17 protein-coding genes are annotated in these 12,778 nt (G+C 41.3%); 13 read left to right on the top strand and 4 right to left on the bottom strand.

Features of this window, described 5'->3' with window-relative positions; genetic code table 11:
- Positions 1 to 31 precede the first annotated feature (31 nt).
- A complete protein-coding gene (locus tag EKM61_RS07175; protein WP_068222515.1) occupies positions 32 to 1,345 on the bottom strand; it encodes a nucleobase:cation symporter-2 family protein in 1,314 nt (437 codons plus the stop codon).
- A gap of 495 nt (positions 1,346 to 1,840) precedes the next feature.
- Here EKM61_RS07175 and EKM61_RS07170 point away from each other — a divergent pair, with 495 nt between their 5' ends.
- The 11 genes from EKM61_RS07170 to EKM61_RS07120 all read left to right on the top strand — a co-directional run bounded on the left by EKM61_RS07170 (position 1,841) and on the right by EKM61_RS07120 (position 8,628).
- A complete protein-coding gene (locus EKM61_RS07170) occupies positions 1,841 to 2,392 on the top strand; it encodes a YiiX/YebB-like N1pC/P60 family cysteine hydrolase (protein ID WP_068222517.1) in 552 nt (183 codons plus the stop codon).
- 350 nt (positions 2,393 to 2,742) lie between these two features.
- Positions 2,743 to 3,378 (top strand): NAD(P)H-binding protein, encoded by a 636-nt coding sequence (locus tag EKM61_RS07165; RefSeq protein WP_068222521.1) that lies wholly within the window; start codon positions 2,743 to 2,745, stop codon positions 3,376 to 3,378.
- A 211-nt stretch (positions 3,379 to 3,589) separates the two neighbouring features.
- Positions 3,590 to 4,333 carry an SDR family oxidoreductase gene (locus tag EKM61_RS07160; protein ID WP_068222524.1) on the top strand — a complete coding sequence of 248 codons (744 nt, stop codon included), beginning with the start codon at positions 3,590 to 3,592 and terminating at the stop codon, positions 4,331 to 4,333.
- 74 nt (positions 4,334 to 4,407) lie between these two features.
- Positions 4,408 to 4,827 carry a cupin domain-containing protein gene (locus tag EKM61_RS07155; protein WP_068222528.1) on the top strand — a complete coding sequence of 140 codons (420 nt, stop codon included), beginning with the start codon at positions 4,408 to 4,410 and terminating at the stop codon, positions 4,825 to 4,827.
- The gene (locus tag EKM61_RS07150; protein WP_068222531.1) at positions 4,827 to 5,147 is read left to right on the top strand and encodes a carboxymuconolactone decarboxylase family protein; all 321 of its coding nucleotides are present in this window, start codon (positions 4,827 to 4,829) and stop codon (positions 5,145 to 5,147) included. The genes EKM61_RS07155 and EKM61_RS07150 overlap by 1 nt, the downstream gene beginning before the upstream one ends.
- A 98-nt stretch (positions 5,148 to 5,245) precedes the next feature.
- Positions 5,246 to 5,689, top strand: coding sequence for a MerR family transcriptional regulator (locus EKM61_RS07145; RefSeq protein WP_068376564.1), 444 nt, complete (start codon positions 5,246 to 5,248; stop codon positions 5,687 to 5,689).
- 319 nt (positions 5,690 to 6,008) lie between these two features.
- On the top strand, positions 6,009 to 6,356 hold the full coding sequence (locus EKM61_RS07140; RefSeq protein WP_068222537.1) for a hypothetical protein: 348 nt from the start codon (positions 6,009 to 6,011) through the stop codon (positions 6,354 to 6,356).
- Between the two features lie 26 nt (positions 6,357 to 6,382).
- Entirely contained in the window at positions 6,383 to 7,003 is a 621-nt protein-coding gene (locus tag EKM61_RS07135) for a hydrolase (protein WP_068222540.1), read from the top strand.
- A gap of 174 nt (positions 7,004 to 7,177) precedes the next feature.
- Positions 7,178 to 7,507 (top strand): hypothetical protein, encoded by a 330-nt coding sequence (locus EKM61_RS07130; RefSeq protein ID WP_068222543.1) that lies wholly within the window; start codon positions 7,178 to 7,180, stop codon positions 7,505 to 7,507.
- Between the two features lie 48 nt (positions 7,508 to 7,555).
- Entirely contained in the window at positions 7,556 to 7,792 is a 237-nt protein-coding gene (locus EKM61_RS07125) for a metal-sensing transcriptional repressor (RefSeq protein ID WP_068222547.1), read from the top strand.
- A 209-nt stretch (positions 7,793 to 8,001) separates the two neighbouring features.
- Complete coding sequence (locus EKM61_RS07120) at positions 8,002 to 8,628, top strand: HAD family hydrolase (protein ID WP_158234208.1); 627 nt, start codon at positions 8,002 to 8,004, stop codon at positions 8,626 to 8,628.
- Between the two features lie 63 nt (positions 8,629 to 8,691).
- On the opposite strand, the gene EKM61_RS07115 is transcribed toward EKM61_RS07120, so the two are convergent.
- Complete coding sequence (locus EKM61_RS07115) at positions 8,692 to 9,165, bottom strand: YbaK/EbsC family protein (RefSeq protein WP_068222552.1); 474 nt, start codon at positions 9,163 to 9,165, stop codon at positions 8,692 to 8,694.
- Positions 9,166 to 9,335: 170 nt separating this feature from the next.
- On the bottom strand, positions 9,336 to 10,505 hold the full coding sequence (locus EKM61_RS07110; RefSeq protein WP_068222555.1) for an iron-containing alcohol dehydrogenase: 1,170 nt from the start codon (positions 10,503 to 10,505) through the stop codon (positions 9,336 to 9,338).
- Between the two features lie 729 nt (positions 10,506 to 11,234).
- Here EKM61_RS07110 and EKM61_RS07105 point away from each other — a divergent pair.
- Positions 11,235 to 12,092, top strand: coding sequence for an SDR family oxidoreductase (locus EKM61_RS07105; protein ID WP_068222558.1), 858 nt, complete (start codon positions 11,235 to 11,237; stop codon positions 12,090 to 12,092).
- Between the two features lie 10 nt (positions 12,093 to 12,102).
- Positions 12,103 to 12,531 carry an Rrf2 family transcriptional regulator gene (locus EKM61_RS07100; RefSeq protein ID WP_068222560.1) on the top strand — a complete coding sequence of 143 codons (429 nt, stop codon included), beginning with the start codon at positions 12,103 to 12,105 and terminating at the stop codon, positions 12,529 to 12,531.
- 65 nt (positions 12,532 to 12,596) lie between these two features.
- Here EKM61_RS07100 and EKM61_RS12200 read toward each other — a convergent pair.
- On the bottom strand, positions 12,597 to 12,778 hold a 182-nt coding region (locus tag EKM61_RS12200), incomplete at its 5' end, for a hypothetical protein (RefSeq protein ID WP_225417798.1).

The following is a 12,778-nucleotide window of genomic DNA, read 5'->3' as shown; positions in this document are numbered from 1 at the left end:
AAACACGTTTTTTCATTAAGTTAATTTTGAATTAGTCGTGCTGTGGTTCGTCATTTTTACCGTGGTTAAGTAAAATATTTAGGACTAAAGCCGCAGTACTCCCAACGACCATACCGTTGCTTAAAATTGTTTGGATAGTTTCTGGTAAGTGTTGGAATAAAGCAGGCTGGGTGGTAACACCTAGGCCTAGGCCAATTGAGATTGCCATGATCAGTAAATTATCCGTTGTCATCGGAACCTTTGCCAACATTTTAATGCCTTCGGAGCCAACCATGCCGAACATGACTAACATCGAGCCACCTAAAACTGAGGTTGGAATCAAAGTTGCAATCGCTCCAAATTTAGGGATGAGGCCAATGATGAGCAACATGACAGCCGAATAGTAAATTGGACGTAATTTTTTAATGCCGGATAGTTGAACGATCCCAACGTTCTGTGAGAAAGTTGAGTAAGGAAAGGTATTGAATAATCCGCCTAAAATAGCGGCAATCCCTTCGGAACGGTAACCACGTTTCAGATCGTCTTTAGTTAACTCACGTTTAGTGATATCAGCCAAGGCGAAATAAACGCCGGTGGATTCAATCATACAGGCAACTGCGGCCAGGAGCATGGTTAAAATTGAAGACCACTCAAACTTAGGTGCTGCAAAGTAGAATAAGTGCGGTATTTGAACCCAATGAGCCTGGCCAACGGTTGCAAAATTAAGTTGGCCGGCCAACATTGCTAACAGAGTGCCCGCCACGATCCCAACGAGGACGGAAACTCGTTTCAAGAAACCACGGCCATAAATATTGATAAGAATAGTAATAAGTGCTGTTGTAAAGCCAAGAATCAAGTTAATTGGTGCACCAAAATTTTTGGCGGTTGAATCGCCGCCGCCTAAATTTTGAAAGGCAACGGGAATTAAAGTGAAGCCAATCAGAGTGATTAAGGAGCCAGTAACGACTGGTGGAAAAAAGCGCCGTAAGTTGGCAAACAAACCACTAATCAGAAAGATAAAAATACCGGCCGAAATGATACCACCGTACATATAGGCCCAGCCGAGGTGATTACCAACGTTGATCATTGGCGTCAGGTACTCGACGGCAGAACCGAGAACTACTGGTAGCGCAATCCCCGTCCAGGGTGTCCGCCTAATTTGAAGTAGTGTCGCAACGCCACACATGAAGATGTCGGTTGAAACAAGGTAGGTCATTTGCGCCGGTGAAAAGTGCAATGCCGCGCCAACTAACAACGGAATTAGAATGTCGCCTGCGTACATGGCAAGTAAATGTTGTAAGCCTAATAAAATCGTTTTTGGAACCGAAAGCTCAGGTTGATCCAAATTAGCGTTGTGGTTATCCATTGTTACCTCCAAAGTTCGTTATTTAAGGAATAAATAGATTATAGCACAATATTTGAACTGTTTTTACTAATTTATTCGAATTATAACTTGACAAAATCAAGTTTTAGTTCGTTATCTTATTAACATATTATTGTAGTTGATAATTAAGTTAAATGATGGTGGTAGTAACGGCGTATTTCTTTGCCTTTATCTGGTAAAAGTTAGCTCGTCAATCCGCCACTGTCGCTCGTTCTTAACAACTAATTTTAGCAAATATTAATTACTAGAACATATTTGCTAAACAGGACTTGTTTCCCGTTGTCGATTGGACTAAGCAGAGGTCCGGCAAGCCTAAGTCGCACGCGTTCCGCCCTCGCGCCCCGGAATGGAATCTAATCTGTTTTTTCTTGTTCCAGTTAAGTTTTTGCGTTCTTAAAACTAGCTAGTAGTTTTAAAGAGGATCGCTACGATGCACTAGGATTAAATAATTAAAAATTTGAAAGTGAAGTGGCAGATATGTTAAAAAGTGCTGATCTTCTATTGATTCAAAGTCGGCCGGACAAATTTTCTACGGCAATTGTTGACAGTACTAGGGATAACGCCGACAGTTCAGCGTATGACCACGTGGCCTTAGTTGAAGTGACTGCCGCTAATGAAATTTTTGTGCTCCATACTTTGCCAACAACCGGCAGCATTCGTGAAATCTACGCGGAGTTTCAAAAACGGCACTACGCCAAAATTGATTTGTATCGTGCTAAACAGCCGGTTGATCAAAATTTAGTTATTAAACAGGCCAAAAAGCTGCTGAACCAACCTTATAACGCGAGCTATGTACCAACTGCAGACGGTTATTATTGTGCTGATTTTATTTACTATGCTTTTAAAGGGCAGCAGCTTTTTAAGTTAGAACCAATGAATTTTATGGATCAGGAACGGCAGGCCATTTTACCATTTTGGCGTGATTACTACGCGCGATTAGGCTGCGCGGTACCGAATGGTGAATTAGGGTTAAATCCAAATACAATGCTGCGGCAAAATGTGCTTACTAAACTAGTGACGTTGCACTAAGTCATACCTAGCAGCAATGGCGACCTTAACGCGGAATGCCTAACAGTCAATCGCAGGCGGCTACGATTAAGCACAATTAGTGGATTAAACTAAACCAGCACTATTTCTTTTGGCCGTGAATCGTAATTGAGTTTGTTCCGCAGGACATTACGATTGTCCGTGGCTCTTATTTGAGGTGACAAACGTACATAAAAAACAAGTTTGTACTGATCAAGGTAGCGATCATCGGCACAGTTGATTTTGAAACGAATGACCAATCAATAAAATTAATTTAATTTTATTGTTGACTTAAAGTGCACTTTAAGGTGTAAGTTACTTTATGAAAGTTATTGAGGAAAGGAAGTCAGGTAATGCAGAAGATTTTAATTTTAGGCGCCCACGGGCAGATTGCGCGGTTGGTTCGGCAGCGGCTATTGGCAGAAACCGACGCGCAATTAACGCTTTATTTACGTAACGCCAAACGTATGCAGGAGTTTGATTCAAAACGAGAAACGTTAATTGAGGGTGACGTTAACGATACTGCAAAATTAACACAGGCAATGGCCAACCAAGATATTGTTTACGCCAATTTAGGTGGTCAGTTTGAACCAATGGCAAAAAGTATTGTGACGGCGATGACCCAAACTGGTGTTAAACGCTTAATTTACGTGACTGGTTTAGGCTTGTACCATGAAGTCCCCGGCGAATTTGGCCGCTGGGTTGAGGAGTCAATTGGCGCGCCGATAATGGATGATACCCGTCGTGCCGCCGCAATCATCGAGCAATCCTCCCTGAACTACACCTTAATTCGGGCGGCTTACATGTCCAATGATGATGTGATTAATTATGAATTAACCGAAAAAGGCACACCATTTAAAGGAACGATTATTTCGCGAAAGAGTATCGCTGACCTAATTGTTAGAATTGTGAAGCAACCAGAAAAACATAGTTATAGTAGTTTAGGTATTGATCAACCAGGAACCGATGGCGATCGACCAATGTACTAGTGCAGCGTGGCAATCATATTTTAAGTGAAACAAATGATTAAAGTTTTCATTCAAAATGGTTGAATGAAGTTAATTGGAAGTGGATTTTAAAAATAATTTACACTAATAACGGCCAGATACTACAGGCCACGCTAATGTTGTTGGGCAAACTGAGATAAATTACGGTTTGAATCAAAAAAGATTATAAAAAACAAATAAAGGAGTTTTTTAAATGACAGTTAAAAATAAGGTAGTTGTGATCACCGGGGCCTCCTCAGGGATTGGTGAAGCTACCGCAAAATTATTGGCGCAAAATGGTGCCAGGGTCGTGCTGGGAGCACGGCGGGAAAATCGGCTGCAGGAGATTGTTAAAACCATTCAGGAAGCTGGCGGTCAAGCAACTTACAGTGTGACCGACGTAACTAAACCAGAACAAGTTCAGGCCTTAGTTGATTTGGCCAAAACTGAATTTGGAGGCATTGATGTTATTTTCAATAACGCTGGTATCATGCCGACTTCGCCCATTAGTGCGCTGCATACCAAAGAATGGAACGACATGATTGATATTAATTTAAAGGGTGTTTTAAACGGAGTTGCGGCCGTTATGCCAGATTTTACGAAACAAAAATCGGGGCAAATTATCACGACATCTTCAGTTGCCGGGATAAAAAGTTTTCCTGGCGCCGGCGTTTATGGCGCAACTAAGTTTGCCGTTCGTAATCTAATGGAAGTAATTCGAACTGAAAGTGCTAGTGAAGGAACCAATATTCGAACGGTAAGTCTTTATCCGGCCGCGATTAACACGGAATTATTGCGTACCATTACTGATAAAACTGCCAAGAAGGACATGGATCAATTTTATAAGGCAGTTGGGATTGATCCGATTGCGATTGCCCGGGTGGTTAACTTTGCAATTGATCAACCAGAAGAAGTTAATGTAAACGAATTTACAATTTACCCAACGAAACAGGCGTAGAGTGTTAAAACGGTGTTTGCATTCTGGCTGTTTAAACATATGTATAGTTAAGATAAGCTAAAAGGAGTTTAGTTATGACAAAAAATGAAGCAGTTAAAAATGGTGTAATTTTCCCGGTCGGTGCTAAAAATGAGGCCTTCCAAAAATATTTTATTGGCCAAAGCTATTTGCAAGGTCTAGTTAATGATCCAGTAGTTAACGTCAATGTTGGCAACGTTACTTTTGAACCTGGGTGCCGCAATAATTGGCATATTCATCACGATGGTTTCCAACTCTTGTTAGTCACTGGTGGCGAAGGCTGGTATCAAGAGGCTGGTAAGCCAGCACGGCACTTGGTTCCTGGTGACGTTGTCGTTACTCATGATGGGGTTAAACATTGGCACGGTGCAACGAAAGATAGCTGGTTTGAGCACATTGCGATTACGGCTGGAACGCCAGAGTGGTTGGAACCAGTTTCTGATGCAGAATATAATCAATTGGAGGTTGAAAAATAATGGCAGAAAAACAAACAGCAGGACGCGATAATTTAGGTGAATTTGCGCCACAATTTGCCGCTTTAAATGACGATGTTTTATTTGGCGAAGTTTGGAGTAAAGAAGATGCCTTATCGCTTCACGATCGCTCAATGATTACCATTGCCAGCCTTATTTCGGCCGGTGCCACTGAGCAACTAGAGGCCCATTTACGAATTGGTAAGAAAAATGGCATTACTAAAGAAGAAATTGTTGCTGAAATTACGCACTTGGCCTTTTATGCCGGTTGGCCAAAAGCTTGGTCAGCGTTTAACCGTGCGAAAGAAATTTGGACTGATTAAAACGTTGGCCGGACAAGCGTCAATTTCTATTTTACACGTCATGTTATACTTAAAGTAACTTTAAGTCGGTCGGACAATTTTGCTAGGAGGTAAGTTCAATGGCGGATAATTCAGCAACGCAAGAGCAGCACTACCGAATTGGGGACTTTACGCAATTGAGTGGGCTTTCCAGTCCAACTTTGCGCTTTTACGAAAAAGAAGGACTCATTCAGCCGCAGCGAACTACTAACGGGTTACGTTACTATACGAAATTGGATTTAAGTTGGATCAAATTTTTGCGCCATCTGTTAGGCACCGGGATGACAATTGGCGAACTAAAACAGTACGTTGCTTGGCGTAAAGCCGGTGATCAGACGATTCCACAGCGCTTAGAATTACTTCAAAACGTTCAGCAGCGTTTTTTAAAGCGTTACGCTGAAATCCAGCACAACTTACAAATTCTCGATGATAAAGTTAATTGGTATGAACATAAATTAGCTGGCTCAATTAATGAACAAGAATCATTTGCGAATTATTTAGAAACGCTGGGTCACGCTGAATAAACACAGAATAATAGCCTTGATTAATTACCCGTTTGGTGATTAATCAAGGCTATTTTAAATTAAAAATACCGAGGCAAAATACTATTCTAAAGCTAGTTGGTTGTCGTATAATGAAACCGATTTCTTAGGCTGCTAAAAACTGATACGCTAGAGTTGCGGGAGTAGCAGTTGCAGAAGTATCCGGATTATTAGGAGTTAGGCTGCGATTCGGACTTCGGGCCATCTTAGTCCGATCGACATCGTCAGCGAAGCTAGTAATAATTCGCAATTGCGGAGTAGAATCCACGCGTTTTTTCAAACACTTTAAAGGGGGCCTACCATGTTAGATGTAATTGATTCAATTAATCGGCTAAGTTGGACAGTAGAACATCACTACGCCCACATTGAAGCACAACACCCATTTATCCGGGCATTTGCGGTTCAATTTGAGCTTGCTTACACTGACTTTCGGGTAATTCAAATGGCGTTGCAGCTTGCTGGTGATCAGCACCCGTTATTGGTGGCCTTTACGGCGGCCTACGACCAAGTTTATAAATTTGATTATGAATTTGCGGCCAATGGTCCCGCGGCGTTTAACGAGAAATATGCTGGACAGTTATCCGCTTATCGTCAGGCGAAGGATGAGTTGTTGGGTAAGTTGGAACAAATTAAGCAACTGCAAGGTTAAGTTAATTTAAAAAGGAGTTATCAATCATGACTAGTGAACAGAGAAGGGATCCATTAGCAGATGAATTATTGACGCCAGAAAATGCCGCCTTTTTATTAATTGATTATCAACCAACGCAAATTAATTCAATCAACTCGATGCAACGTGCGCAATTAATTGAAAATATTATTAGTACCGTAAAAATTATTCAAACGTATAAAATTCCCGTTATTTTATCGACGGTCAACGTGCAAACGGGGCGGAATAAGGAGACAATTCCCCGGATTAAAGAACTATTACCTGGTGTAAAGTCCTATGATCGGACGACAATTAATGCGTGGGAGGATCAAGAGTTCAACGCTGCGGTTAAAGCAACTGGCCGAAAAAAATTAATTATTGCGGCACTTTGGACGGAGGCCTGCCTCACTTTTCCAACGTTAGATGCCCTACGAGAAGGTTACGCTGTTTTCCCAGTGGTTGATTCAATTGGTGGAACGTCACTTGTTGCCCATGAGGCGGCGTTACGCCGAATTGAAAGTGCTGGCGCCCAGCCAACTAGTAATGCCCAATTGGCCTGTGAATTACAGCGTGATTGGAATCGGACGGAGACCGCGCCACAGTTTGTTCAAGATCTGTTGGATGCAGGAATCTTTCTAAAGCTATCTTAGGCCAAGCGACAGCGGCAGGGAAGCTAATAATAATTCGTAATTGCGCAGTAGAACCTGAATGCTTTTTTAAACACTCCCTAAATAAATATGTTATGTTGATTAAAGGCCTGATTATCAAAGTAAATAATCAGGCTTTTTGGCTGTATGCGGTCGATTAACAATGGAGGTGGCAAAATGTATGATCTTATTCCCATGAACATGGCCGAGGTTGCGGAGAAATTGCAGTGGTACCAAGGCGCAGGTGAATCTAAAAGTGAAAGCTCAGTTATTCAAGACAGTATTCTAGCAATTAGCCAATTCCATTTAGATGAGGCGCTAGAGGGACCGTATTGGACGGCAAAATGGCAAGTGGCTAATTATGAAATTGTTATTTTATCGGCTGATGAAGTTATCGGCATTATTAAAACACCCAGCGATACTTTTGAAGCAAATTTTCGCGAAAACGCGAATAAATTAATTGATTATTTACGACAACAGGTGGCTGAATTAGTTAAGAACCATTAAAAAAGTTTCTTAAGTTGAAATACTGAAACTATAGGAGGAAAGCAAAAAATGAGTGATCCGAAAATTCTTAATCGACTTAAGCGAGCAGAAGGACAATTAAGAGGTATTCAAAAAATGGTTGAACAGCAGCGTGATTGTGGTGATATTATGACGCAGTTAGCGGCCGTAGAATCAAGCGTGAAACGAATCATGAATTTAGTAGTCACGGAGAATTTAACCGAAAAAATCGACGACAAAAACGATGCCGCACTTCAGGAAGCAATTAAATTAATTTCGAAATTATAGCGGGTGTGTTTGGTCAGGCAAACACTAATAAAAGTATTTTTCAAATATGACCTAAGCAAGATTGTGGTTTGAGGCCATTTTATAAGTATTCGGTAACGAAATTAACTTAGGTTGTTCAAAAATTTAAATGTACCCTAGAAAACGATTCCATTCCGTCAGCTGGTTATGCTATGCTGATAGTACAAACCAAGATGGAATGGAGTAAGTTAATGAAAAATTTTATTTTTGACGTAGATGGGACTTTGATTGATACCATTGATATGTATATTCCAGCCTTAAGGGCAACGCTGGCGGATTATGGTTACCAGCGCGACTATGCGGGGCTGACTGATTATTTTGGAATGAACGGTTGGGAGGCCTTGCCGTTAATTGGCGTTAGCGAGCAGGATCGGCAACCGATTTACGATCAGTGGGCAAAATTATCTGCCCAAAATACTGCCAAAATCAAATTATATCCAGAAATAGAGCAAGTTTTGGCCAAATTGGCGGCAACGCCTGGAATTAAATTAGTGATTGCAACTTCAAAATCTAAAGAAGAATTAAGCAGTCATTTAGGTGGCAAGTTTGCAATTTTAAAGTATTTTGATGCGGCCGTAACCTGTGAGGAAACCACCCGCCATAAACCATATCCTGATCCAATTGAAAAAGGGATGACAAAGATTGCTGCCAAACCCGCGGAAACTATTTATATTGGTGATAGTGAATTCGATGTTCAGGCTGCTCAGGCCGCAAAGGCTAAAAGTGGCGCGGCACTGTGGGGAGCCACGCAACCAGAACGTTTAAAAGCGGCGGAATACCAGCTAAAACAACCTAGTGATTTATTGAAATTAATTTAGTGATTGGGTTCAGGCGTAAGGTGAAATTTAATTTTTAGCCGATGCCTTTTTTCTTGGAGTGCGTTACGCTGCTGGTTCTTTGGCGATATCTACCCAGCCAAGTGCGTGGGAATATTGTTCTAATTCAGGCAGGGTTACTTCAATGGCACTATTTGGACTCCCGGCCGCCGGAAAGACACTGGTGAATTGGCGTAATGATTGATCAAGGTAAACGGCCACGCCCGCCTTGAGGGCAAAAGGACAAACGCCGCCAACTGGTTGACCAATTAGGCCTTCTACTTGATCTCGCGGTAACATGTGGGCCTTAACCTGAAATTGACGCTTAAATTTTGGGTTGGCAATCCGGGCGTCACCAGCCAGTACAATGAGAATTGGCCGTTTCGAAACTAAAAAAGTTAAAGATTTAGCAATTCGTTCTGGCTGAGTATGTAAGGCGTGAGCGGCCAGTGCCACGGTTGCACTAGATTCCTGTAATTCAATGATTCGATTGCTGGCCCCAAACTGGTTAAGGTATCTGCGAACACTTTCAACTGACATCTAATCATCTCTCATTATTTTTTAATCATTCTAATGGAACGGTGATCAAAGGTCAACTGCTTGTTTGAAATTTAGGCGCAGTTATTCTGAGCTACTTAAAAAATAAAGCGTAGTTATGCCAGATTTCACTCTTGCCATAACTACGCTTTATTTGGTCATTAACATTGAGCTTACTTTTGATTGTAGGCTTCTTGGAATAATTTAACGATATCGTCTTTGGTGCCTTTGCGTGGATTTGAAAAGGCATTGCCATCTTTCAGGGCATTCGTCGCCATAAGTTCGAAGTCCGCTGGCTTAGCACCAATGGCCTTGATGCTGCTTGGAATACCGACATCCTGAGACATTTGCCGCATAGCCTTGATGGAAAGCTCGGCCGCGTCGCGAGTTGAAAGGCCAGTTGTATTTTCTCCCATTGCTTTGGCTAATTCGGCAAAGCGTTCTGGACAAGCAACAATATTGTATTTTTCAACAGTTGGGAGAAGTAGTGCACAGCAGACACCGTGGGGCGCGTCATATTGGCCGCCTAATTGATGTGCCATTGCGTGTACGTAACCAAGGTCAGCGTTATTGAAGGCCATACCAGCCAACATTTCTGCCTGTACCATGTCAGTTCGTGCCTTGACGTTATGCCCATTTGCGACAGCTTCACGTAAACTGCCCTCAATTAATTTAATAGCTTGTAGGCACAAACCATCAGTAATTGCATTGTGGTTGGTTGAAACGAACGGTTCAATAGCCTGGACAAAAGCATCCATTCCAGTTGCGGCAGTCAATGAGGCCGGCACATTCAATTGAAGCATTGGATCATTAAACGAAACCAACGGAACATTACGCCACGAAACGATGACAAATTTCAAATGTGTTTCTTGATTAGTGATAACACAGTGGCGGGTCAATTCGGAACCAGTACCGGCAGTTGTATTTACTGCGATCAATGGCGGTAGAGCGTTCTTCAACGTTTCAATACCAGCTAACTTAGTAATGTCATCACCGTTCGTCAGAATGATACCAGCACCTTTGCCGGTATCGTGGGCCGAGCCACCACCAATTGTAATGATACTATCGCAATCATTTTCTTGAAATAGTTTCTTAGCGGCCTTAATATTGTGAATCTTTGGATTAGGTTCAACACCATCATAAATAGTGTAGTTTACGTTGGCCTTATTTAATGAATCAAGGGTCTGAACAACTGGCCCATTTTCAGCGTGCTCTAGAAACTTATCCGTTATAATTAAAGGCTTTTTCATGTTAAGCGCGTTAACACGATCACCAATTTTTTCGATAACACCAGGGCCAAAAAAGTTAACGCTTGGCATCAAAAAATCAAAGTTCTTTGCCATTTGAATTCCTCCATGTGATTTATTTGACAAACTTATTGTAGCTCTTTTAAACTGTAAGTCAAGCAGTTACAGTATATAAAATTTTGCTTATTATGAAATAAATTTTGGAGAAATAACGTTCAAAAAGATATTTAAAAAGTCCTTGACCTAAATTAGAGGTTGATGCATATTGAGGAACATAAATTAGAATATAATTAAAAAATTATGTAATGACGAGAAGAGTAACAATTAAATCTATTTTTAGAGCGAGCGGAATTGGTGAAAAGTTCAGTAGAGCTAATTGTGAAGATGAACTCCAAGCTGATAATGGGTTAGCGCTGATTATCCGTTGGCAAGCGTTACTTTGCCGGGGATTCAATCAAAGATGGTGTACTGGCAAGATGTACAATTGAGGGTAGTAACACAAGTGTAAAGGCTGCGTCCCTTAGTCCAAACTTGGGTTAAGGGAACGCGGTTTCTTTCTTTTGTCCTGAAAGGGGTGGTCGTTTGGCCTGTCGAATGTGGCAGTTAATGAAAAATTGTAGTTGTGAGGACAAGGCGGCCTTTCAACTTGTCCCATTCTCGGTATAAAAATAGCAATTATCGGGAAGATTTAGTTATCCAAGATTTAATCGGTGGATTTATTAAATAAAAAAATTTGGTTATTCCTGTTGACTTTAAAACAACACGTGCTATTATGAACATGTTGATAATAAAACAACAATCAAATTCTAAGGAGTGTTTATATTTATGAAATATGCTATTACTGCTACAACTGGTAACTTTGGTCAGATCGCTGTTAAGGAACTTTTAAAACTTACTGATAATAGTGAGGTTATCGCAATTGCCCGGAATGTTGCTAAGGCCAAAGAATTACTACCACAAGGTGTTGAAATTCGGCAAGGTGACTATAATGATGAGGCTTCAATGGAAACTGCGCTGCAGGGTGTGGATCGCCTTCTCTTTATTTCGTCACAACCAGGTGGCGCCGTTACGCGGGCTGATCAACACAAAAATGTGGTTAAGGCATTAGCAGCTGCTCAAGTTAAATTTGTTGCCTACACAAGTTTTCCTAATGCGCAAAATTCGACTAGTGCTTTGGCCGATGACCATAAAATTACCGAGAGCGCAATTGAAGATACTGGTGTCGCTCATTCATTTTTGCGGAATAACTGGTATCTAGAAAACGAAGTCGGTTTCTTACAGAATGGTGCTGCCAATCAACCAGCTTCATACTGGGCGGCTGGTAAGACTGGCTGGGCACTGGAACGTGAATTTGCGGAAGCGGCCGTCAAAGTGTTAACATTAAGCAATCCCAAGAAGATTTATGAACTTGCTGGTCCAGCACGTTCTTACGCAGACTTAGGGGACGGCCTAAAACAGGCCACTGGTAATGATTTTACGGTTAAGCAAGTGTCTGCAACGGAATATCAGGCCGGCTTAGTGGCAGCAGGTTTGGATCAGAATACCGCGGCCCTTTTCACCTCCTTTCAGGAACCAATTAATGATGGCTCATTGAGTGAGGATTCAACTGATTTAGAAACTGTTCTTGGGCATGATTTGACTGCTTTACCAAAGGCAATCAACGAAATTCTTAGTCGAAATTAGGTGTAATTTGATGAAGTACTCGCACAAGTTGAGTGATGCAATTCATATTCTGGCTTATCTCATTATTTATAAGGATGGCGATCTTTCAAGTAAAGCGATTGCCGCAAGTATTGAAGCCAATGCTAGTGTTGTCCGTAACTTAATGTCAGATTTAAGGAAAGCGGGATTAATTAATACCCAACCGGGGAGTGCCACCACTACACTTAATGTCATGCCAAACAAGATTTCTATTTTGAGCGTCTACCAGGCAATCAATATGGATCATGATCTGTTACACATCGATCCCAAGACTAACCCACAGTGTATTGTTGGCGGGAATATTCAGGACACGCTAAATATGTACTACGCGGATATCGAGGAATCTGCCTTTCAACGGATGAATGAAATTACGCTGCAGGACATCACTGATGATATTCTCGCAAGGCAGGCTACAAAATAAAACTTTTTTAAAAAAATAACATAATAAAACCCACTAAATTGAGATTTTCAATTTAGTGGGTTTTATTATGAGTTCAGTTCATTAAATAATTTTGAGAAAGCACGGGACAGTATTGAGTGACTTTTATTTGATGTCTGCAGGTCTAGATCTATATAAATTGTGATTTGAGAGTAAGCAGTAAATAATCGACCGTTTAAAAAAGGCAAACCGGCTTCTCGAAATTGAGAAATCGGTTTGTCTTTTACAT

The sequence above is a fragment of the Loigolactobacillus backii genome (assembly GCF_003946275.1).
GTDB classification, from domain to species: domain Bacteria; phylum Bacillota; class Bacilli; order Lactobacillales; family Lactobacillaceae; genus Loigolactobacillus; species Loigolactobacillus backii.
This window is presented reverse-complemented; position numbering and strand designations above follow the sequence as displayed.

What these genes read in the sequence shown, in the direction of transcription:
- EKM61_RS07175 (WP_068222515.1), bottom strand. Translation starts at nt 1,345, where the DNA reads ATGGATAACCACAACGCTAATTTGGATCAACCTGAGCTTTCGGTTCCA.
- EKM61_RS07170 (WP_068222517.1), top strand. Translation starts at nt 1,841, where the DNA reads ATGTTAAAAAGTGCTGATCTTCTATTGATTCAAAGTCGGCCGGACAAA.
- EKM61_RS07165 (WP_068222521.1), top strand. Translation starts at nt 2,743, where the DNA reads ATGCAGAAGATTTTAATTTTAGGCGCCCACGGGCAGATTGCGCGGTTG.
- EKM61_RS07160 (WP_068222524.1), top strand. Translation starts at nt 3,590, where the DNA reads ATGACAGTTAAAAATAAGGTAGTTGTGATCACCGGGGCCTCCTCAGGG.
- EKM61_RS07155 (WP_068222528.1), top strand. Translation starts at nt 4,408, where the DNA reads ATGACAAAAAATGAAGCAGTTAAAAATGGTGTAATTTTCCCGGTCGGT.
- EKM61_RS07150 (WP_068222531.1), top strand. Translation starts at nt 4,827, where the DNA reads ATGGCAGAAAAACAAACAGCAGGACGCGATAATTTAGGTGAATTTGCG.
- EKM61_RS07145 (WP_068376564.1), top strand. Translation starts at nt 5,246, where the DNA reads ATGGCGGATAATTCAGCAACGCAAGAGCAGCACTACCGAATTGGGGAC.
- EKM61_RS07140 (WP_068222537.1), top strand. Translation starts at nt 6,009, where the DNA reads ATGTTAGATGTAATTGATTCAATTAATCGGCTAAGTTGGACAGTAGAA.
- EKM61_RS07135 (WP_068222540.1), top strand. Translation starts at nt 6,383, where the DNA reads ATGACTAGTGAACAGAGAAGGGATCCATTAGCAGATGAATTATTGACG.
- EKM61_RS07130 (WP_068222543.1), top strand. Translation starts at nt 7,178, where the DNA reads ATGTATGATCTTATTCCCATGAACATGGCCGAGGTTGCGGAGAAATTG.
- EKM61_RS07125 (WP_068222547.1), top strand. Translation starts at nt 7,556, where the DNA reads ATGAGTGATCCGAAAATTCTTAATCGACTTAAGCGAGCAGAAGGACAA.
- EKM61_RS07120 (WP_158234208.1), top strand. Translation starts at nt 8,002, where the DNA reads ATGAAAAATTTTATTTTTGACGTAGATGGGACTTTGATTGATACCATT.
- EKM61_RS07115 (WP_068222552.1), bottom strand. Translation starts at nt 9,165, where the DNA reads ATGTCAGTTGAAAGTGTTCGCAGATACCTTAACCAGTTTGGGGCCAGC.
- EKM61_RS07110 (WP_068222555.1), bottom strand. Translation starts at nt 10,505, where the DNA reads ATGGCAAAGAACTTTGATTTTTTGATGCCAAGCGTTAACTTTTTTGGC.
- EKM61_RS07105 (WP_068222558.1), top strand. Translation starts at nt 11,235, where the DNA reads ATGAAATATGCTATTACTGCTACAACTGGTAACTTTGGTCAGATCGCT.
- EKM61_RS07100 (WP_068222560.1), top strand. Translation starts at nt 12,103, where the DNA reads ATGAAGTACTCGCACAAGTTGAGTGATGCAATTCATATTCTGGCTTAT.